The 19,888-nt window shown below is 44.0% G+C and carries 22 protein-coding genes; all 22 read left to right on the top strand.

The annotated features are described in order from the left end of the window. Positions 1 to 49 precede the first annotated feature (49 nt). Positions 50 to 460, top strand: a complete 411-nt coding sequence (locus M1D59_RS14005) for a cytidine deaminase (RefSeq protein ID WP_020452242.1) — start codon at positions 50 to 52, stop codon at positions 458 to 460. Further along, positions 441 to 1,346, top strand: coding sequence for a GTPase Era (era, locus tag M1D59_RS14000; RefSeq protein ID WP_023855242.1), 906 nt, complete (start codon positions 441 to 443; stop codon positions 1,344 to 1,346). The genes M1D59_RS14005 and era overlap by 20 nt, the downstream gene beginning before the upstream one ends. Positions 1,347 to 1,507: 161 nt before the next feature. Next, positions 1,508 to 1,651, top strand: a complete 144-nt coding sequence (locus tag M1D59_RS13995; protein WP_003183626.1) for a YqzL family protein — start codon at positions 1,508 to 1,510, stop codon at positions 1,649 to 1,651. Between the two features lie 37 nt (positions 1,652 to 1,688). After that, positions 1,689 to 2,459 carry a DNA repair protein RecO gene (gene recO / locus M1D59_RS13990; RefSeq protein WP_020452240.1) on the top strand — a complete coding sequence of 257 codons (771 nt, stop codon included), beginning with the start codon at positions 1,689 to 1,691 and terminating at the stop codon, positions 2,457 to 2,459. Positions 2,460 to 2,790: 331 nt separating this feature from the next. Further along, entirely contained in the window at positions 2,791 to 3,678 is an 888-nt protein-coding gene (gene glyQ / locus M1D59_RS13985) for a glycine--tRNA ligase subunit alpha (protein ID WP_020452239.1), read from the top strand. Beyond that, positions 3,671 to 5,710: a glycine--tRNA ligase subunit beta gene (gene glyS / locus M1D59_RS13980; protein ID WP_458117474.1), complete on the top strand. Its 2,040-nt coding sequence runs from the start codon at positions 3,671 to 3,673 to the stop codon at positions 5,708 to 5,710. The genes glyQ and glyS overlap by 8 nt, the downstream gene beginning before the upstream one ends. A 197-nt stretch (positions 5,711 to 5,907) precedes the next feature. Further along, positions 5,908 to 6,546: a helix-turn-helix transcriptional regulator gene (locus M1D59_RS13975; RefSeq protein WP_025804968.1), complete on the top strand. Its 639-nt coding sequence runs from the start codon at positions 5,908 to 5,910 to the stop codon at positions 6,544 to 6,546. A gap of 25 nt (positions 6,547 to 6,571) precedes the next feature. Continuing rightward, a complete protein-coding gene (locus M1D59_RS13970; RefSeq protein WP_023855239.1) occupies positions 6,572 to 7,384 on the top strand; it encodes a pyruvate, water dikinase regulatory protein in 813 nt (270 codons plus the stop codon). Between the two features lie 264 nt (positions 7,385 to 7,648). Then, positions 7,649 to 8,140 (top strand): YaiI/YqxD family protein, encoded by a 492-nt coding sequence (locus tag M1D59_RS13965; RefSeq protein ID WP_023855238.1) that lies wholly within the window; start codon positions 7,649 to 7,651, stop codon positions 8,138 to 8,140. Positions 8,141 to 8,172: 32 nt separating this feature from the next. Further along, positions 8,173 to 9,996, top strand: a complete 1,824-nt coding sequence (gene dnaG / locus M1D59_RS13960; RefSeq protein ID WP_458117473.1) for a DNA primase — start codon at positions 8,173 to 8,175, stop codon at positions 9,994 to 9,996. A 32-nt stretch (positions 9,997 to 10,028) separates the two neighbouring features. Beyond that, positions 10,029 to 10,166, top strand: a complete 138-nt coding sequence (locus M1D59_RS13955) for a hypothetical protein (RefSeq protein ID WP_155266823.1) — start codon at positions 10,029 to 10,031, stop codon at positions 10,164 to 10,166. Positions 10,167 to 10,202: 36 nt separating this feature from the next. Next, positions 10,203 to 11,324: an RNA polymerase sigma factor RpoD gene (gene rpoD / locus M1D59_RS13950; RefSeq protein WP_020452234.1), complete on the top strand. Its 1,122-nt coding sequence runs from the start codon at positions 10,203 to 10,205 to the stop codon at positions 11,322 to 11,324. 355 nt (positions 11,325 to 11,679) lie between these two features. Beyond that, positions 11,680 to 12,039 carry a cytochrome c550 gene (gene cccA / locus M1D59_RS13945; protein WP_020452233.1) on the top strand — a complete coding sequence of 120 codons (360 nt, stop codon included), beginning with the start codon at positions 11,680 to 11,682 and terminating at the stop codon, positions 12,037 to 12,039. A 358-nt stretch (positions 12,040 to 12,397) separates the two neighbouring features. Next, the gene (locus tag M1D59_RS13940; protein ID WP_020452232.1) at positions 12,398 to 12,832 is read left to right on the top strand and encodes a YwqH-like family protein; all 435 of its coding nucleotides are present in this window, start codon (positions 12,398 to 12,400) and stop codon (positions 12,830 to 12,832) included. Next, positions 12,832 to 13,095 (top strand): YwqI/YxiC family protein, encoded by a 264-nt coding sequence (locus M1D59_RS13935; RefSeq protein ID WP_025811144.1) that lies wholly within the window; start codon positions 12,832 to 12,834, stop codon positions 13,093 to 13,095. Before M1D59_RS13940 ends, M1D59_RS13935 begins: the two co-directional genes overlap by 1 nt. A 25-nt stretch (positions 13,096 to 13,120) precedes the next feature. Further along, positions 13,121 to 15,139 (top strand): ribonuclease YeeF family protein, encoded by a 2,019-nt coding sequence (locus M1D59_RS13930; protein WP_035338388.1) that lies wholly within the window; start codon positions 13,121 to 13,123, stop codon positions 15,137 to 15,139. A 16-nt stretch (positions 15,140 to 15,155) separates the two neighbouring features. Continuing rightward, positions 15,156 to 15,665: an Imm6 family immunity protein gene (locus M1D59_RS13925; RefSeq protein WP_020452229.1), complete on the top strand. Its 510-nt coding sequence runs from the start codon at positions 15,156 to 15,158 to the stop codon at positions 15,663 to 15,665. A gap of 257 nt (positions 15,666 to 15,922) precedes the next feature. Then, a complete protein-coding gene (locus tag M1D59_RS13920; RefSeq protein ID WP_224067291.1) occupies positions 15,923 to 16,582 on the top strand; it encodes a hypothetical protein in 660 nt (219 codons plus the stop codon). 197 nt (positions 16,583 to 16,779) lie between these two features. Then, positions 16,780 to 17,004 (top strand): hypothetical protein, encoded by a 225-nt coding sequence (locus tag M1D59_RS13915; protein ID WP_020452227.1) that lies wholly within the window; start codon positions 16,780 to 16,782, stop codon positions 17,002 to 17,004. Positions 17,005 to 17,229: 225 nt separating this feature from the next. Beyond that, positions 17,230 to 17,955: an endonuclease V gene (locus tag M1D59_RS13910; protein WP_123032410.1), complete on the top strand. Its 726-nt coding sequence runs from the start codon at positions 17,230 to 17,232 to the stop codon at positions 17,953 to 17,955. Positions 17,956 to 18,110: 155 nt separating this feature from the next. Then, positions 18,111 to 18,758: a tRNA (adenine(22)-N(1))-methyltransferase gene (locus M1D59_RS13905; protein ID WP_031304752.1), complete on the top strand. Its 648-nt coding sequence runs from the start codon at positions 18,111 to 18,113 to the stop codon at positions 18,756 to 18,758. Continuing rightward, the gene (locus tag M1D59_RS13900) at positions 18,755 to 19,876 is read left to right on the top strand and encodes a Nif3-like dinuclear metal center hexameric protein (RefSeq protein ID WP_020452224.1); all 1,122 of its coding nucleotides are present in this window, start codon (positions 18,755 to 18,757) and stop codon (positions 19,874 to 19,876) included. The genes M1D59_RS13905 and M1D59_RS13900 overlap by 4 nt, the downstream gene beginning before the upstream one ends. The last annotated feature ends 12 nt before the right edge of the window (positions 19,877 to 19,888 follow it).

Below are 19,888 nucleotides of genomic sequence, written 5' to 3'. Positions count from 1 at the left end.
AATAAAAGTGTTAGCGGTACCATAACCGCTATAGGAAGGAATACACACATTGACTAAACAAGAATTGATTGCAGAAGCTTTAAAAGCAAGGGAATTTGCATATGTTCCGTATTCGAAATTCAAAGTCGGCGCTGCCCTTTTGACTGAGGACGGCAAGGTGTACAAAGGCTGCAACATTGAAAATGCTGCATACAGCCTGTGCAACTGCGCCGAGCGGACAGCGTTGTTCAAGGCTTACTCGGAAGGGGAAAAATCGTTTAAGATGCTTGCCGTCGCTGCGGATACGCCGGGTCCGGTGTCGCCGTGCGGAGCGTGCAGACAGGTGATTTCTGAACTTTGTTCACCAAACATGCCTGTCATCTTAACCAATCTGAATGGCCAAATCAAAGAAATGACGGTTCAAGAATTACTGCCAGGAGCATTTTCATCGGAGGACTTACATGACACAGGAAAGCTTTAAATCAGGATTTGTCTCCATTATCGGACGACCAAACGTAGGAAAATCTACATTTTTGAATCGCGTGATCGGCCAAAAAATCGCCATCATGAGCGACAAACCGCAAACAACAAGAAACAAAGTGCAAGGTGTGCTGACAACCGATACATCCCAGACGATTTTTATCGATACGCCGGGCATTCATAAACCGAAGCATAAATTGGGCGATTTTATGATGAAGGTGGCGCAGAACACTTTAAAGGAAGTCGACTTGATCTTGTTTATGATCAATGCGGAGGAAGGCTACGGAAAAGGCGACGAATTTATCATCGAGCGCTTAAAAGGAGTCAAGACGCCGGTATTTTTGATCGTCAACAAAATCGACCGGATTCATCCGGATGAGCTTCTTGTGCTGATCGATGAGTACAGAACCAGGTATCCGTTTCAGGAAATCGTTCCGATCTCCGCCCTTGAGGGAAATAATATCGATACGCTTTTAAAGCAAATTGAAGATTATTTGCCGGAAGGTCCGCAGTTTTACCCGAGTGACCAGGTGACCGATCATCCGGAGCGATTTATCATTTCTGAGCTGATTCGGGAAAAAGTGCTGCATCTGACAAGGGAAGAGATCCCTCACAGCATTGCGGTCTCGATCGAGTCCATTCAAGAACGGGAAAACGGTTCTGTGTATGTGAGCGCGACCATCGTCGTCGAACGCGATTCACAAAAAGGGATCGTCATCGGAAAAAGAGGCAGCCTGCTTAAAGAAATCGGCAAGCGGGCAAGAACTGATATCGAGGCGCTGCTCGGATCATCGGTGTTTTTAGAGCTGTGGGTTAAAGTGCAGAAAGACTGGCGCAACAAGATGTCTCAGCTTCGTGATTTTGGATTTAGAGAAGACGAGTATTAACGGACAGAGCTTGACCGCGGTTTAGTCGTGACAAAATCTCTCGAAATCAAAGATATATTAGAAAAAATTGTTTAACATGAAATGGAGGATACAAGGTCAAGATAATCTTAAGAATTTGGATGTTTAAAAAGCTAGTTATAAACAGAAAGGTGGGGCTTTTTATGTTGAATTTTACTTGGAATGTATTTTCACAAACAGGAAGCGTAGACACGTACCTCCTTTTTAAAGAATTGGAAAAGGAGAACCTGGAAAGACCCGAAGTACTTGAAGAAGAGCTAGCGCAAATTGACTTTCCAATTTTGTGATCATGCTTGACCCCTCCAATTTTTGGATGGTGCACATATGCTGACGAAATGTGAAGGTATCGTCCTTCGTACAAACGACTATGGTGAAACAAATAAAATCATTACGCTGTTGACGAGAGAACACGGGAAAATCGGTGTGCTGGCAAGGGGCGCCAAAAAGCCGAACAGCCGCTTGTCAGCGATTTCCCAGCCGTTCCTTTATGCTTCTTTTTTATTCCGCAAATCATCCGGTCTCGGCACATTGGAGCAGGGCGAGATGATCGAAAGCATGAGGCATATACGCGAGGATCTGTTTTTAACAGCATACGCGGCCTACATCACTGAATTAATCGACAAGGGAACGGAGGAAAAGAAACCGAATCCGTTTTTATTTGAGCTGCTTCTTCAGTCGATGAGGAGGCTCGATGACGGTACAGATCCCGACATTATCGCCAACCTTATCGAAGTTAAAATGCTCAGCGTGATGGGGCTGTATCCGGAGCTGGATGAATGTGTACATTGCAAAAGCAAAGACGGCACATTTCATTTTTCGATCCGCGACAACGGCTTTATCTGCCACCGCTGTTTTGCGAAAGATCCATACAGGATACCGCTGTCTCCCGCATCCGCCAGGCTGTTGAGGCTGTTTTTTTATTTTGACCTGTCAAGGCTCGGAAATGTCTCGGTTAAACAGGAGACGAAGGATGAGCTGAAAAGGGTCATACAGACGTACTATGACGAGTACTCAGGGATCTACCTGAAATCGCGGCGCTTCATGGAACAAATGGACAATATGAAAAAGATGCTGGGCGATGAAAACAAAAGTTGACAACCTCTTCATCTTTTTATAAGATCATGTCATGAAGATTGGATTCAATAATGACGTTGCGTTGACGGAAAGAAGTAATTGCGCACGGCCTCATTGAAGCGACTCCGGGGCGGTGAAAGCCGGGGATGAGAGCGTAATGAAAGGCATTCCCTGAGCAACTTTTAAAAAAGAGGCTGAGACATTTCCTCTCAGCAATTAGGGTGGAACCGCGGGAGAACTCTCGTCCCTATGTTTGTGGGCAAACAAGCATAGGGACGGGAGTTTTTTTCTGCCCAAACCAGCCCTATGCCAAAAATTAAACTTGAAAACACGTTTTATGGAGGTGCTTCATTTGAATATTCAAGAAATGATTTTGACCCTGCAAAAGCACTGGTCCAATGAAGGATGCGTACTTTTGCAGTCGTATGATGTAGAGAAGGGTGCAGGAACGATGAGTCCATATACATTTTTGCGGAGCCTTGGACCTGAACCTTGGAAAGTCGCTTATGTGGAGCCGTCAAGACGCCCTGCGGACGGAAGATACGGGGACAACCCGAACAGGCTTTATCAGCACCATCAATTCCAGGTGATCATTAAGCCGTCTCCCGACAATATTCAAGAGCTTTATTTAGATTCATTAAAAGCTCTTGGAATCGACCCTCTGGAGCATGATATCCGTTTTGTCGAGGATAACTGGGAAAATCCGTCGCTCGGCTGCGCCGGGCTTGGCTGGGAAGTGTGGCTTGACGGCATGGAAATCACCCAGTTTACCTATTTTCAGCAGGTCGGCGGGCTTGAGTGCAAACCGGTTTCTGTGGAAATCACATACGGTATTGAACGCCTTGCTTCTTATATTCAAGACAAAGAAAACGTCTTTGACCTCGAATGGACGAAAGGCTATACGATAAAAGACCTGTTCAAGATGGCTGAATACGAGCATTCCGTCTATACGTTCGAGACATCTGACGTCGACATGCTGTTCGAATTGTTTGCCACGTACGAAAAAGAAGCGAACCGTCAGATGGATCAGGGACTTGTCCATCCTGCTTATGATTATGTACTGAAATGCTCGCATACGTTCAACTTGCTTGACGCAAAAGGAGCGATTTCCGTCACGGAGCGCACAGGATATATTGCAAGGGTGAGAAATCTGGCCAGAAAAGTGGCGAAAACGTATTATGATGAACGCGAAAAGTTGGGTTTCCCAATGCTGAAGGAGGAAGAGGCTTCACATGAGTAATCAAGATTTGCTTTTAGAAATCGGATTAGAAGAAATGCCGGCGCGCTTCATGCATGACAGCATGACTCAGCTTGGTGAAAAACTGGAAAGCTGGCTCAAGGAAAAAAATATTGCCTTCGGTTCCGTCAAGCTCTATAACTCCCCTAGAAGACTGGCCGTTCTTGTCGAGAACGTGGCGGAGAAGCAGGACGATGTGACAGAAGAAGCGAAAGGACCGGCAAAGAAAATCGCCCTTGACGAAAACGGCGAATGGACAAAGGCGGCCATCGGCTTTTCACGGGGGCAAGGAGCAAGTCCGGAAGATTTGTATTTTAAAGACATCAAAGGAACGGAATATGTTTTTGTGCAAAAATTCCAAAAAGGTCAGGATACGTTTTCATTACTTCCTGAGCTCGGCGACTTGGTGACAAGCCTCCACTTTCCAAAAAACATGCGCTGGGGCAGCGAAGATTTGAAATACATCAGGCCGATTAAATGGATCGTCGCGCTGTTCGGCAGTGAAGTCGTTCCGTTTTCAGTCGCTCATGTCGAAACCGGCCGCACAACACAGGGACACCGCTTCCTTGGAAAAGCAGCCAGCTTGAGCGCACCTTCTGAATACGAAGCGGCACTGGAAAGCCAGTTTGTGATTGCCGATCCGGACAAACGGAAGCAGCTGATCGTTAAGCAGCTTGACGAACTGGCGGCTGAAAAGTCCTGGGACATTCCGAGAGACGAGGATCTGCTGGATGAGGTTACCCATCTGGTTGAATATCCAACGGTTCTGTCCGGTTCTTACGAAGAGGAATTTCTCGCAATTCCTGAAGAGGTGCTCGTGACAACGATGAAAGAGCATCAGCGCTATTTCCCTGTCAAAGATAAAAACGGCGATTTGCTTCCTTACTTTGTGACCGTCCGCAACGGAGACAGCCGCGCCCTTGAAAACGTGGCGAGAGGGAACGAAAAAGTACTGAGAGCGAGGCTTTCAGACGCCGCCTTCTTCTATAAAGAAGATCAAAAATTAAACATTGACGAGAATGTGAAAAAACTCGAAAAGATCGTTTTCCACGAAGAACTGGGATCGCTTGGAGACAAAGTAAGACGCACTGAGGCGGTTGCTGAACGGATCGCTGAAATCATCGGTGCGGATCAAGAGACGGTGCAGCTGATCAAGCGCGCTTCGCACATTTCAAAATTCGACCTTGTGACACACATGGTTTACGAATTTCCTGAGCTGCAGGGCATCATGGGTGAAAAATATGCGCGGATGCTCGGGGAGAAAGAAGAAGTGGCGCTCGCTGTCAATGAGCATTATATGCCGAGACAAGCCGGAGGGGAAACACCTTCATCAATCGTCGGCGCCGTCGTCGCATTAGCGGATAAACTCGATACGGTCGCTTCATTCTTTAAAATCGGCGTTATTCCGACAGGATCTCAGGATCCGTATGGACTAAGAAGACAGGCGAGCGGCATCGTCCAAATCCTGCTTGACCGGAACTGGGGCATTTCATTCAAAGAACTGGCTGCGTTTGCCGGACAGGAAGCAAACAGCGAACTGCTCGAATTCTTTAAACAGCGCCTCAAATACGTATTAACAGCGGAAAACATCCGCTACGATGTGGTGGATGCCGTGCTCGAAAGCTCGAACCTTGAGCCGTATTCGGCTGTCGAAAAAGCCGCTGTTCTTGAATCGGCTGCAGCAAAACCGGAATTTAAAGAAACGGCTGAAGCGCTGGCAAGGGTTATTTCGATCAGCAAAAAGAGCGAAACGAACGCCATTGATGCGTCACTGTTTGAAAACCCTCAAGAAGAGGAGCTTTTCAAAGCTTATGAGGCGTGCAGACAGCAATTAGAGACCCTTTACCAAGCAAAAGATTATGAGGGAGCCTTCAGTGAGCTGTCCAAGCTAAAAGAGCCGATCGAAGGTTATTTTGATCACACGATGGTCCATGCCGAAGATGAAAGATTAAAAGCGAACCGCCTGGCGCAAATGGCAAGCCTGGCGGAGCTGATCCGATCTTTTGCAAACATCAATGCCATCATTGTAAAATAAACACCGCAGAAGACGGTTGCTGACAAGCTGGCAATCGTCTTTTTGCTCAAATTGATTTTTCACATCCTTGTCAATTTGTGCCTGTCTTTTTCATAGAATTCAATTGTAATTGCTGTTATTTTAGTCTTCATATGCGTTATAATATGTTATCGACTTTTATACATAACGAACGAATTGTGAGCTTCGGCTTAAAGGTGGTGAGTACGATCGAACTAAATAAACGTCAGGAGCATATTTTGCAGATTGTCAAAGAGAACGGACCGATTACCGGAGAACATATCGCGGAAAAGCTGAATCTGACAAGGGCTACGCTTCGTCCGGACTTGGCGATATTGACGATGTCAGGATTTTTGGAAGCAAGGCCGCGGGTCGGTTATTTCTACACGGGAAAGACGGGCACGCAGCTCTTGGCTGATAAGCTGAAAAAGCTGCAGGTGAAAGACTTCCAGTCCATTCCGGTGGTCATTCATGAAAATGTCTCCGTTTATGATGCGATTTGCACGATGTTTTTAGAGGACGTAGGAACGCTTTTTGTCGTTGATGATAATGCCATCTTAGTCGGTGTACTTTCACGAAAAGACTTGCTCAGAGCCAGCATCGGCAAACAGGAGCTCCCTTCAATACCCGTCCATATCATTATGACGAGAATGCCGAACATTACGCTTTGCAGGCGCGACGATTTCATTTTGGACATTGCCAAGATGCTTATCGAAAAACAAATTGACGCACTGCCTGTTGTAAAAGATACAGAAAAAGGCTATGAAGTTGTGGGAAGAATTACGAAAACGAACATGACAAAAATTTTAGTCGGCTTATCTGAAAATGAAATCATGTAGAGTGAACTTCAAATGGAGGGATATCATGAGTAATCGGACGATTTATGTTGTATCAGACTCTGTCGGCGAGACCGCTGAGCTCGTAGTCAAGGCGGCTATCAGCCAGTTTAACGGTTCATCCGAGCAGACAAACATCAGGCGGATTCCTTATGTCGAAGACCGCGGAACAATAAAAGAAGTGATCTCACTGGCAGAAGCGGACGGAGGCATCATCTGTTTTACGCTTGTTGTCCCGGAGATTCGTGATTTTTTAATCGCCGAAGCGGAAAAGGCGAATGTCGTGTATTACGATATCATCGGCCCGCTGATTGAGAAAATGGAGACGGTCTATGGCTTCAGCGCGAAATACGAGCCGGGCAGAGTCCGGCAGCTGGACGAAGATTATTTTAAGAAGGTAGAGGCCATCGAATTTGCCGTAAAATATGACGACGGCAGAGACCCAAGGGGCATCTTAAAAGCGGATATCGTGCTGATCGGCGTGTCGAGAACGTCCAAAACTCCGTTATCCCAATACTTGGCGCACAAACGGTTAAAAGTGGCAAACGTTCCGATCGTTCCCGAGGTGGATCCTCCCGAAGAGCTCTTTACCGTTGATCCGGCTAAATGCATCGGGTTAAAAATCAGCCCGGATAAGCTGAACCATATTCGCAAAGAGCGCCTGAAATCGCTCGGCCTCAACGACAAAGCGATTTACGCTAATATCAACCGCATCAAAGAAGAGCTGGAGTTCTTTGAAAAGATCGTCGGCCGCATCGGCTGCAATGTCGTAGACGTATCAAATAAAGCGGTAGAGGAAACGGCCAACATTATTCACAACATGATGACAAAAAGGGTCTAAGAATAAAACTCAGGACACCCCATCCTGGGTTTTTGCTTTGATGGTTTTGGGAAAAGTGAAAATGTTAGCATCTTTAACCCATTTGTATTATAATAAAAAATTGTGATAAAATAATTAACTTTTAGGTTTAAGCTTAGTACAGAACGAATAAACTATTATGGGTATCGTGTCAAGAATTTCCCGAAAAAAACTTTCGACAAATTCTTATAGATCGATTATTTTTGAAACCTGTGTGATTTTGCCTGTATTTATAGCAGGAGATTGATGGAGGGATGGAGAATTAGTCTTCTTGAAAAAGAAAGGACGATTTTTGTCGATGCAGACGCATGCCCGGTGAAAGATGAAGTGCTCAAAACAGCGGCGGATTTCGACGTAAAGGTCATATTCGTGGCTTCATTCGAGCATTTTCAAGTCACAAGGAAAGAAGAAGAGAATTGGACATATGTCGATCCGCATAAAGAAGCAGCCGATCTGTACATTGCCAACCATGTTCGACCAGGTGATGTCGTCGTCACACAAGATATCGGGCTGGCATCACTTTTGCTTGGCAAAAAGGTCTATGTGATGTCGGAGAGAGGCTATCTTTTCGAAGAGGACTCCATCGATCATGCTCTTTTCCGCCGTCACGTCGCACAAAAATTGAGAAGAAGCGGACGTTACACGAAAGGCCCGAAAAAACTGGTCAAGGAAGACCGAGAGCGATTTGTCAAAGAGCTGCAAAAAATCTTGTCGAAAATTGAAGGATTTACGTACTAAGCAGCGAATTATGTACGACGGAGTGTTGGAACATGGGCAATCGTATACCAGACGAAATTGTAGAACAGGTGCAAAAATCAGCTGATATCGTAGAAGTTATCGGAGAGTACGTCCAGTTGAGAAAACAGGGGCGTAATTATTTTGGGCTTTGTCCTTTTCATGGTGAGAATACGCCATCTTTTTCCGTTTCCGGAGAAAAACAGATTTTTCATTGTTTTGGCTGCGGAGCGGGAGGGAATGTTTTTTCATTTTTAAGACAAATGGAAGGTTATTCATTTACGGAGGCCGTCTCTCACCTGGCGGACAAATATCAAATAGATCTGCCGGAGCAGGTAGCGGCTGTATCAGCATACAGCACAGGCAGTTCGGATGAACAGAAAATGGCGGAAGCTCATGATCTGTTAAAGAAATTTTATCATCATTTGCTGGTCAATACAAAGGAAGGCCAGGAAGCGCTCGATTATTTGCTCGAAAGAGGCTTTGAGATGGAGCAGATCGAGCAGTTTGAAATCGGATGCGCCCTTGATTCATGGGATTTCATCACAAAGTTTTTGGAACGGAGAGGTTTTGATCTTGCGCTGATGGAAAGAGCTGGACTCATCATCAGACGCGAGAACGGTGACGGCTATTTTGACCGTTTCAGAAACAGGATTATGTTTCCGATTCATGATCATCACGGCGCAACGGTCGCTTTTTCCGGAAGGACGTTCACCGGGGAGCAGCCAAAATATATGAACAGCCCGGAAACGCCGCTTTTTCGAAAAAGCAAGCTTCTCTATCATTTCCATCAGGCCCGCCTTCACATTCGAAAAGAAGAGAGGGCCGTCCTTTTTGAAGGATTTGCCGACGTCATCTCAGCCGTCAGTTCCGGTGTGAAAGAATCGATCGCCACGATGGGCACATCGCTGACAGAAGAGCATGCGAAAATCATCAGGCGAAATGTCGGAGAGGTCATACTGTGCTATGACTCGGATCATGCCGGTTATGAAGCCACGCTGAAAGCGGCAGAGATTCTTCAGAAAAAAGGCTGCGACGTCAAGGTGGCCATGATACCTGACGGGCTGGATCCCGATGACTACATCAAAAAATTCGGAAGCGAGAAATTTAAGAATGATGTAATAGGGGCCAGCGTTACGATGATGACGTTTAAAATGAACTATTTCCGCAAGGGCAGAAACCTGTCTGATGAAGGAGACCGTTTAGCCTATATCAACGATGTACTGAAGGAAGTCAGCCTTCTCAGCGGACCTTTGGAACAGGAAATATACGTCAAACAGCTGGCAAATGAATTTTCAATCTCATTTGAATCCTTGAAGGATCAGCTTTCCGTATTTGAAAAGCAGGCTGTAAGCCGCAGCAGGGAAAGCAGCCGTCAGGACTCAAAAGAGCGGCAGGCGGCCGTTTCGCGCGCCCCGCGGAGAAAGACAGGTCTTCGGCCGGCTCATGTGAACGCGGAGCGGATGCTCCTGGCTCACATGATTCATGACCGGGACGTCATTCGAAAGGTTTTAGACCGGGTGGGCTTTGAATTCAACCTTGATCAGCACCGCGCGATTGCCGCTTATTTGTACGCCATGTATGAAGAAGGAGCGGACATTTCCATCCAGGAGCTCTTTAAGAGAGTTGAGGATCAGGAACTCGGTCAGCTTCTGACAGATATCTTAATGCTTCAGGTGAACGAAGAATTAAGTGAAGCGGAATTATCTGATTATGTAAAAAAAGTGTTGAATTATCGAAATTGGTCAATGATAAAAGAAAAAGAAGCTGCAAGGGCGGAAGCCGAGAGGCAAAAAGACTTCATCAAAGCGGCAACTTTGGCACAGGAAATTGTTAAGCTGAACCGTTCGCTGAAATAAACCGTTATATATAATAGGAAAAGCTTTTGGCAATGAATCCTAACGGAGGAGCAAAAGCTGCTTGTCCTAATCATATATTGTCAATTTATGATTTGCTTTCCCGTGAAGCCCTAGATGAGAGAGAAGGCTTTATTCGTGAAATAGGAACAAAAAAAGCGGGATGCTTTTAGAATTCGTCTGTAAGTTTTGGAAGGAGGGATCCATGAATGGCTGATAAACAAGCACACGAGACCGAAACTGAATTCACATTTGAACAGGTGAGGGATCAATTAACAGAAGCCGGAAAAAAGCGCGGAGTGCTCACATATGAAGAAATTGCAGAGCGCATGTCCAGCTTCGAGATCGAATCAGACCAAATGGATGAGTATTATGAATTTTTAGGAGAACAAGGCGTTGAATTAATTAGCGAGAACGAAGAAAATGAGGATCCTAATATTCAACAGCTGGCCAAGGCCGAAGAAGAATTTGACCTTAACGATTTAAGCGTGCCTCCGGGCGTTAAGATAAACGACCCTGTCCGCATGTATCTGAAAGAAATCGGACGGGTAAACCTTTTGTCTGCAAAAGAAGAAATCGAATACGCGAAAAAAATCGAAGAAGGCGACGAAGAGTCGAAGCGCCGTCTGGCTGAAGCCAACTTGAGACTTGTCGTCAGCATCGCAAAACGGTATGTCGGCCGCGGAATGCTTTTCCTTGACCTTATTCAGGAAGGAAACATGGGCCTGATGAAGGCGGTAGAAAAGTTTGACTACCGCAAAGGATACAAATTCAGCACATACGCGACATGGTGGATCAGACAGGCGATTACAAGAGCGATTGCCGACCAGGCGAGAACGATCAGGATTCCTGTTCATATGGTTGAAACCATCAACAAACTGATTCGTGTTCAAAGGCAGCTCCTTCAGGATCTCGGCCGCGAGCCAACGCCTGAAGAGATTGCGGAAGATATGGATCTGACGCCTGAAAAAGTCCGTGAAATTCTAAAGATCGCCCAGGAACCGGTTTCACTCGAGACTCCGATCGGTGAAGAGGACGATTCACATCTGGGAGACTTCATTGAGGATCAGGAAGCGACTTCTCCGTCAGATCATGCAGCATATGAATTGCTGAAAGAACAGCTTGAAGATGTACTGGATACATTGACAGACCGTGAAGAAAATGTGCTCCGCCTTCGCTTCGGCCTTGATGATGGTCGTACAAGAACATTAGAAGAAGTTGGTAAGGTATTTGGGGTAACAAGAGAACGAATTCGTCAAATAGAAGCTAAAGCACTTCGTAAATTAAGACATCCAAGCAGAAGCAAACGCTTGAAAGATTTTCTCGAATAAACTTGAACGGGTCAGGAGATCCGTTCTTTTTTTCACGACAGAATGAAAGCGCTATTATTGGTAACCCGATTATATTTTACTTAATTTCTTTCGAATTTGCAAATATCCAAAAGTGCATTTTGAGTCATTATAACCTTGAGATCGAAGGAAAGGCCCTTTATAATTATTGTTGTAACCGTATTCAAAAACTGGTCTTTAAATGGAAAATGAACAATTGCTTCATCATCCGTTATTTTGTCTAAAATGTGAACTTCATCAGCTTTTGTTTCATAATTGGTTTACTTTTTGTAAAATTAAAGTAGAATTAGAATTGTTTACATAAGGGGCAGGGGTAAATTAAAAAGGGGGATGTAAAATGAACCGCAATCCATTGATACCATTTTTATTAATCGCCATTATGGGCATAGGACTGGTTTTTATCTTATCCATAAAAGGCCTTTATGACGAAAAAGAAATTGCAGGCGAAGGGAATAAAACAGCTCAAGAAGACAAAGCGGATGCCTCGCCTGAAGAAATTTACAAAGCGAACTGTGTAACCTGCCACGGCGAGAATTATGAAGGTGTATCAGGACCTAAACTGAAGGGCGTCGGAGACCGGATGGATACAGGTGCGATTAAAGAAAAGATTGAAAAAGGCGGTAACGGAATGCCGGGAGGACTGGTTCCGGCGGAAAAGCTTGATGATATGGCAAAATGGGTGTCAGAGATTAAATAGGTTAAAACCGTTTCATCACCAAAAGGATTCGCAATGAAAGCTTTGATAAGAGCTTTTGTGCGAATCCTTTTTCTGTTTTCGGTAAATGGGTGATCTTGCTTGACGAGGAGTCACCTCGAAAGGGTGATTTGAACTGTTTCAGCATCCGTGATTCCGTCCTTTATGACGGTGCGGCGTCTATCGGGAATAGGTCTTTATTACTTTTTCTGAAGACTGCACTCATCTTTGCAAGGGAAAAAATAAGCAATCCACCCTATTTAAGTAAGATTGCATCTATTTTACTATTATATAAATGGAAAGAATGCAGCAGATGCACTGGTGCCATCCGTCTATTTGAGTATTTCTTGAGGTGAATCATATGAGTCATGAGAGCACATTGAATCATATCCACAGCACGATTAACCAAAAGCTGGCTGATGTAGAAAGCCGGATTGAACGTGTCAAAACAGCAAAAAAGGAAATTGAGAAAGAACACGAAACCGGGATTGTCGAGATCAGACAAATCTTGCACCCTCACCTGAACAGCCACTGGACGGGGGACTTCGCCAATGATTTTGATGACGAACGGGATGAAGCTCATACATCAATGTACAACATCGTGAACGGAAAGTACGAAGGCTATATTTCACAGCTGGAGAGAAAAATTTTCGCGCTGGAAATTGAAAAACACAGCCTTGAATTGGCGGGAGCGGCAGCTAAAGAGGCGGATCATTTGCTTTCTCTCGGAGAAAAAGCGGTTGATCAGTTGAGCGATAAACTCCGCTCAATCAAAAACAGTTGGAGCTGGTTTTAATGACGACAATCAAGCTGAAACATGAAGCGGTCATCAAAAAGCTGGAGGCCGTAAGAGAGGCGCTCGATGCCCTAGACCTGCCAAATCCTCCGAAAGCTGCGGGGAAAAATAAATTGACATATGTGACAAAGTGCCACGAACGCGAGCAGAACATACATCAGATGGTGGCCGATTACAAAAAAGCCGTACACAAAAACATAAAGGATACGAAGGAAAATGTCGATTTGCTGAAAGAGCAGGACAAAGCAATCGCCAGAAAATAGCCCTTAGGTTAGAGAGGACAATTCAATGAAAGTATTTGAAGCGCATTCTTTAATTGAAGCAGCGAATAACCGCAAGAAACAATACGAAACCTTTGAGGATCAACTGCAGACGCTCAAAAAAGCGTTTCTTGGGGTCGCTGATTTAGGTGAAGATTTTCAGGGGAAAGGTGCCGACAACATTAAAGACTTCTACAAAGGACAGGCAGAGATCGTAGACAGCTGGTTAAAGCTTGTTGAAGCGCAGATTGCTTTTTTTAAAGGTATATCGGGTGATATAAAGGACAAAAAGCTGTCCGATTCTTATGTGGAAATCTCTTTTTTGGATCATGAACTGAAAAACGCTGATTTGAAAGCGACGGAAATCGTCTCGGGGCTCAAGTTGGAAATGGATAAAATCATCGCGAGTATCAGCGATATCGTTGACTTGGACAATTGGACGCTCGACGACTATATTGATAAAATGTCTAAAGCGCAAACAACTCGGCAAAACACCATCGACGCCGTTAATCAGCTGGATGAATCGCTCAAGACCGAATACACAAACTTACAAGCACTCGACAGCGCCGTGCTCGGCAAATATTCCGGGCTAATGGAAGCTACAAGCCACGGAAAAACCGCCTCGCCGATGTATTTTAGCTTGAAATCGTTCCACTCAAGCGAGATCTATAAAAATACGATAGACGTCGAAAATCAAGCCGCCAATTATATTGAATTCAAAAATGAACAGGCAGAAGCGCGCAGGCTTCAGGAAAAACAAGAAGAAGAAGCGAACAAGCCTTGGTATTTAAAAGCGCTCGACGCAGCCGGAACATTTGTCGGAGAAGTCAGCGGGTATTATGATTATAAGAGAGCCGCTGACGGCGTCGACCCGGTCACAGGAGAAAAGCTGACAGACGGCCAGCGTGTCGCCGCCGGAGCAATGGCGGCAGCAGGATTTATTCCGATCGTAGGGTGGGCAGGCCGAGCCTTCAAAGGCGGCAAAGCCATTTATAAAACAGGAAAAGGACTCATCGCCGCTGAACACGCGCTTGACGCTTACAAAGCCTCAAAAACGTTGAACGTCTTGAAAATGACGGAAATGGGCGCCTACGGCCTTGTCGCTTCAAATGGGTTCTCAGAAGCCGTCACGGGCAAGGACATGTTTGGAAACAAAGTTTCTGAAGAGAGGCGGAAACAAGGCCTGATCGAAGCAGCCTTGAGTCTCGTCGGCGCAGGTGCTGTCGCAAAAACGGCAAACCACGGCGCTCAAACATTGGCCAAAACACCTGGCAAAAATATTCCGCTCGCAAAATCGCCAAAAGCGGCGCTGGTACAAAAAGGAAACAACATCCTTGAAAAGGTGAAATCCTTCCAAGTTCCGACAAACGTCCGCGTCTACGTCGAACAGCCGGCCTCCACAACAGGCCACCGCATCGGCACCCCAATTGTCCGCGTGAATGTTGAGAAAACGCCGGTGAAAGAGCTTGGAATTGTGAAGATGGTGAGTGGTAAGGGGATGGGTAATGGTAAGATCCAACTGGGTAAAGAAGATCTGGATGTTTTACGGAAAAAGTGGAATGTTCCAGAGACTAATACAATTGCAGTTGGTAAAACCGATGTAAAAGGACTTGAAAAAAGGACTTTTGAAGGTGGATCTCCAGAAGTAAGAAAAGAAGCTGGACTGCCTTCATTGGATACAATCTTACCAAATAGAGAGATCAGGGCCCCATACGATCATATGAAAAATCCTAAATTAGCACAGTTTACAAGACATGCTGAAGAAGGAGTTTTAAACGAGTTTGATTCTGCTGTAAAGAAGGCAGGCATCAAACCGACGGAAGTAACAGGTACATTAAGAGTTCACCAGTCTAATCCAAGAGGCGTATGTAATAAGTGTAGTAAAGGATTACTTAAACCTTATCCTATTGAAAAGAGTGGTATATTTTATCAAGCAAGCAAGAAATATCCCAATCTAACAATAGAAGTAACATCAGAGATTGATGACAGTGTTAAAACTAATGGACTGTTATCTTTCGTTTTAAAAGATGGAAAGATTATCGGATAATTTTAAGGAGGAAATCATGGATAATATTTCAATCGATAATTTACAAAATGAAGTTAAAGTAGGCTTTGTTTTAACAGTTGCCGAAAGAGTATTTTCTGTAATCAGCAAAGACGATGAAAGGTATCCTGAAGGGAGAGAAGCATTGGACAAATGCTGGTTATGGGTTGAATCTCATGCTGTTACTGGTGATGACTTATACGAGCTAATTGATAACGCAGACTTTACAGGAATTTCAGAATTTGCTGAGGAAGAAGAAGACTTAAATATTGCTAGGCTATGGTCACTATTAGTTGATGCTGTCGCTTATACTTCTTGGGAAGCTTATAAAAAGGAAAAAGTGAAATATTTACCACAAGCGTTAGAGAGTATTAATAACGATAGTATTACCATCTTTTTAAACAGTGCAGTGGAAACTGGTTTTATCACATTGAAGGAGATTGAAAAAATAGGAAAAGGCATTGAAAATTATCAGAGCACAAACACTGAGATCCCAACAAAAAGAGAAGAGTTTATAAAGTTATTTTAATTAGGAAAAAACTTATATAACAATCGTAAGTTTAATATATGTTTATTAACTGCTCCTAAAGTTAAGAATAAAGCACTTGGTTGTAAATAAAAGGAAACGAGTGCTTTTTCTAGTTTTAGGATAGAAAATGAGTAGGTACATTATAATTTTACGAAGTGATTCTAATGGCCGTGAAATGTAAAGAGGGATAATTAAAGGGTTGTATTCTCTCGGAAGTCATCGCAACAAATCAACAGTTTATATTATACAAATCAGGAGTGAACGATTTGTCTAATTCCATAAAATCATTAGAACCTATAAATATACCGTGCGGCTGGTTCGTTAAATATCATGATTTAACGGTCACACAAGAAACAGTTGAACCAAATACCAAATTAATAGAATTAGAAAAACAAAGATATCATGCTGCGGTCAAAATCATTAAAGGCCATGATGATTATCTTATACATATTTGTGACAATCATGGAGAAACGATTGACACAATCAATGTTGAAGATCGCCGGCAGTTAGTGGACGAATTGGAACGGATCATTTGGAAAATAGAAGCAGCGGCATTTGGAGGGAACATTTTTATTTTTGAAGGCCCTCCTGACTATTTACGCCTGAGAGTTCCTCAAGGATGGACTGTCTCTTATAATAAACTAATTGATATCGATCCAGATCAGTTAGAGGAAGACAGTGATGACTGGTTCAACTTTACGTCATCATTATTGCAGTTGGAGCATAAAGAAAGCCGCTTGACTTTAGATGTCGGCTGGTACATAGATATTGATCCTTCAGGCACCTTTTATATGCTGTTAATAAAAAATCTAGACTGGGATAACCCGTTAGAAGACATGGAAACGAGAAGGCCGGAAAAATTAGTGGACCACATCGAAGCCACACTTCAAAAAGCAGCCGAACATAAATATAAATAGCCAGCCGATGATTTGTTAGATTTTGGTCAAAAAAAGTTGGATTCCATATACCCAGAGCCGGCATCTTATGAAGAATATGTACCGAATCATTGGATCGGAATTTATGAGGACTTTACAAATCTAGTTCCTACAAATCAAAAGTATTGGATCAATCATAAAGGGAAAAATTTATTTTCAAAAAGATAGGAGAGTGTCTTATGAATAGTAATGATACGGTAACCATGTTAAATGAGGAATTTGTGAATGATCAGACAGGTGAAAAGGTCGAAGGCATTACGATTATCATAGATGGACAATTTAAACAAGTTTTAGATATCATTAAAGCCAAAAGCGACAGTTATGAGAATTACACTGAAATCATACGGGACGCTGTTTTTGAGGGTGTAAACAGTATGACGATGAAGCTGAGAAATAAAGAATAATAATGAATGATTAGAAAATACTTCGATTTACAAAAAGACAAACAGAGCTCCCAATTTTTGGCTTGTTGAGGGGTTCTTTTTTATATGCTGCTCATTCTATAAGACATCTTGCTGTCCCGGCTTATCCCGGTATGAATCAATAACTTTGAATGAACTGAACAATTTAGATATGATCTGGATAAAAGTGCTTTGAAAAATGGGATGATAGAAAGTTGGTTTTTAAAGATGAACATCAACAACATACACGATTTTAATTTAAACCAAGAAAATGACTTTTTAACGATACAAACAAAACTAAAAAAACATATCAATCTAGTAAACTCCATCAGTAAAGACGATCTGCAAACCTGTGCGGGGGTTGATTTAGCTTATTGGGAGGAAGATGGTGAAGCGTTTGGTGTCTGCAGTATCATCGTGCTGGATTTTCATACGAAGCGTGTCATTGAAAAAGTACATAGTGCAGGAAAAATCGCTGTGCCTTATATCGCGGGGTTTCTTGCTTTTAGGGAGCTGCCGCTTATTATTAAGGCAGCTAAGAAGCTGACGATTGAACCGGATGTTTTTTTATTTGACGGGAATGGCTATCTCCATTTTAACCATATGGGGATTGCGACACATGCGGCGTTTTTTCTCGAAAAGCCAACGATCGGCATTGCGAAAACTTACTTGAAAATAAAACAAACTGATTTTGTGATGCCTGATAATAATTTCGGTGCTTATACTGATATTGTAATTGGTGGTGAAGTCTACGGACGTGCGGTGCGGACAAGGCAAGATGTCAAACCGATATTTCTATCATGCGGACATTTGATTGATTTAGACAGCAGTTATGACATCGCGATGAGCTTGGTCAATCGAGAAAGCAGGCTGCCGATTCCGGTTCGGCTCGCGGATCTTGAGACTCATGCTTTACGTGCGTACTACAGAGAAAATCAAAAATTGATCAAGTAAAATGTTGATTTGCTGTTCCAGCTTGGAAACTAAAGCGATTTTTTATATGATAGTAAAGGAAAAATGAATCTAGAAAAGTTGTGATAATTGTGAATGAATTGAAGTTATCGAAAAGGCTGCAGACTGTGGCGAAATACATAACAAAAGGGGCGGTTGTGGCTGATATCGGGTCTGATCATGCGTATTTGCCTTGCTTTTGTGTGCTGAATCGACTGGCAAGTGCCGCGATCGCCGGAGAAATCACAGATGGTCCTTTTCTTTCTGCGAAGCAGCAGGTTGAGAAATTGCAATTAAGTCCGCTCATATCCGTAAGGAAAGGCGACGGGCTTGAAGTGATTGAAAAGGGCGAAGCTGATGTGATCACGATTGCCGGAATGGGAGGCTCGCTCATTGCTCACATTCTAAAAGCGGGCAAGGATAAGCTCTCAGGTAAGGAACGTTTGGTTTTACAGCCGAATATCCACGCTCACCATATTAGAGAATGGCTCTATCAGGAAGGCTATGCACTGATCAATGAAGAAATCCTTGAGGAAGACGGCAAGTACTATGAGGTTCTCGTCGCGGAAGCGGGCGATCGGGATGCGGCTTACGATGGGATTTCCTTTGCGGCAGGCATGCTTGTCGGCCCATTTTTGGCCAAACAAAAAAATGCTGTTTTTATCAAAAAATGGTCGCAAGAACTGAAACATACGGAAAACATCTATCAACAAATTGAAGCGGCTCTTCCGAGTGCAGAAAATCAACAAAAATTGCTTGAACTGTCAAAACGGATAGAGGTCTTAAAGGAGGTACTTAGAAGATGACAAAAACGATAAACGGGCATGAAATCATCCAATTGTTTGAACAATTTTCACCAAAGTCATACGCCGTTGAAGGCGATAAAATCGGCCTGCAAATCGGCACGCTGAACAAAACGGTGTCCAATGTCATGGTCACGCTAGATGTTCTCGAAGAAACGGTTGATGAAGCGATTGCAAAGAACGTTGACTTAATCATTGCGCACCATCCGCCTGTTTTCAGGCCGCTGAAACATGTCATCACAGACCAGCCCGGCGGAAGGCTGATCGAAAAGTGCATCAAGCATGATATCGCCGTTTATGCGGCTCATACAAATCTCGATGTTGCTGACGGCGGTGTCAACGACATGCTTGCGGAAGCGCTGGAATTAAAGAACACAAAAGTGCTCGTTCCAACCTACGAAGAGCCGCTGAAAAAACTCGCCGTCTATGTCCCGAAAGATTATGAAGAACAGGTGCGCGCAGCGCTTGGAGACGCCGGAGCCGGTCATATCGGCGCCTACAGCCACTGTGCGTTTTCTTCAGAAGGAGTCGGCAGCTTCAAGCCGCTGTCTGAAGCCGATCCTTTTATCGGCAAGCGGGGCGAGCTTGAACGGGTCGAAGAGGTAAGAATCGAGACCGTTTATCCGTCAGGTATTGAAAAATCCGTGATCAAAGCGATGAATGAGGCTCATCCGTATGAAGAAGTGGCCTTTGATATTTATCCCGTCGAGCAGAGTCCGCTTCGAAAAGGGCTGGGCCGTATCGGTGAATTGAATGAAGAGATGACACTCGAAGCATTTGCCCGTTATGTGAAAGAAAAGCTGGAGGCAAACGGAGCGCGGATGGTGGGCAAGTCTGATGCGAAAGTGAAGAAGGTCGCTGTATTAGGCGGCGACGGCAATAAATACATCCATCATGCAAAACGTATGGGCGCCGATGTATATGTAACAGGAGATCTTTATTTCCATACAGCGCACGATGCCATGATGATCGGGCTGAATGTGGTCGACCCTGGACATTATGCCGAACAAATCATGAAAAACGGAGTTGCGAAAAAGCTGACGGCGATGTGCCGAAAGAAAAAATACAATGTCGCCGTCTTTCCATCAGATACAAATACGAACCCGTTTACATTTTTATAAAAACAAAACCTG

This window comes from Bacillus sp. PK6-026 (assembly GCF_054161455.1).
The sequence above is the reverse complement of the archived record's forward strand: the minus strand, read 5'-3'. Positions and strand labels throughout refer to the sequence as shown.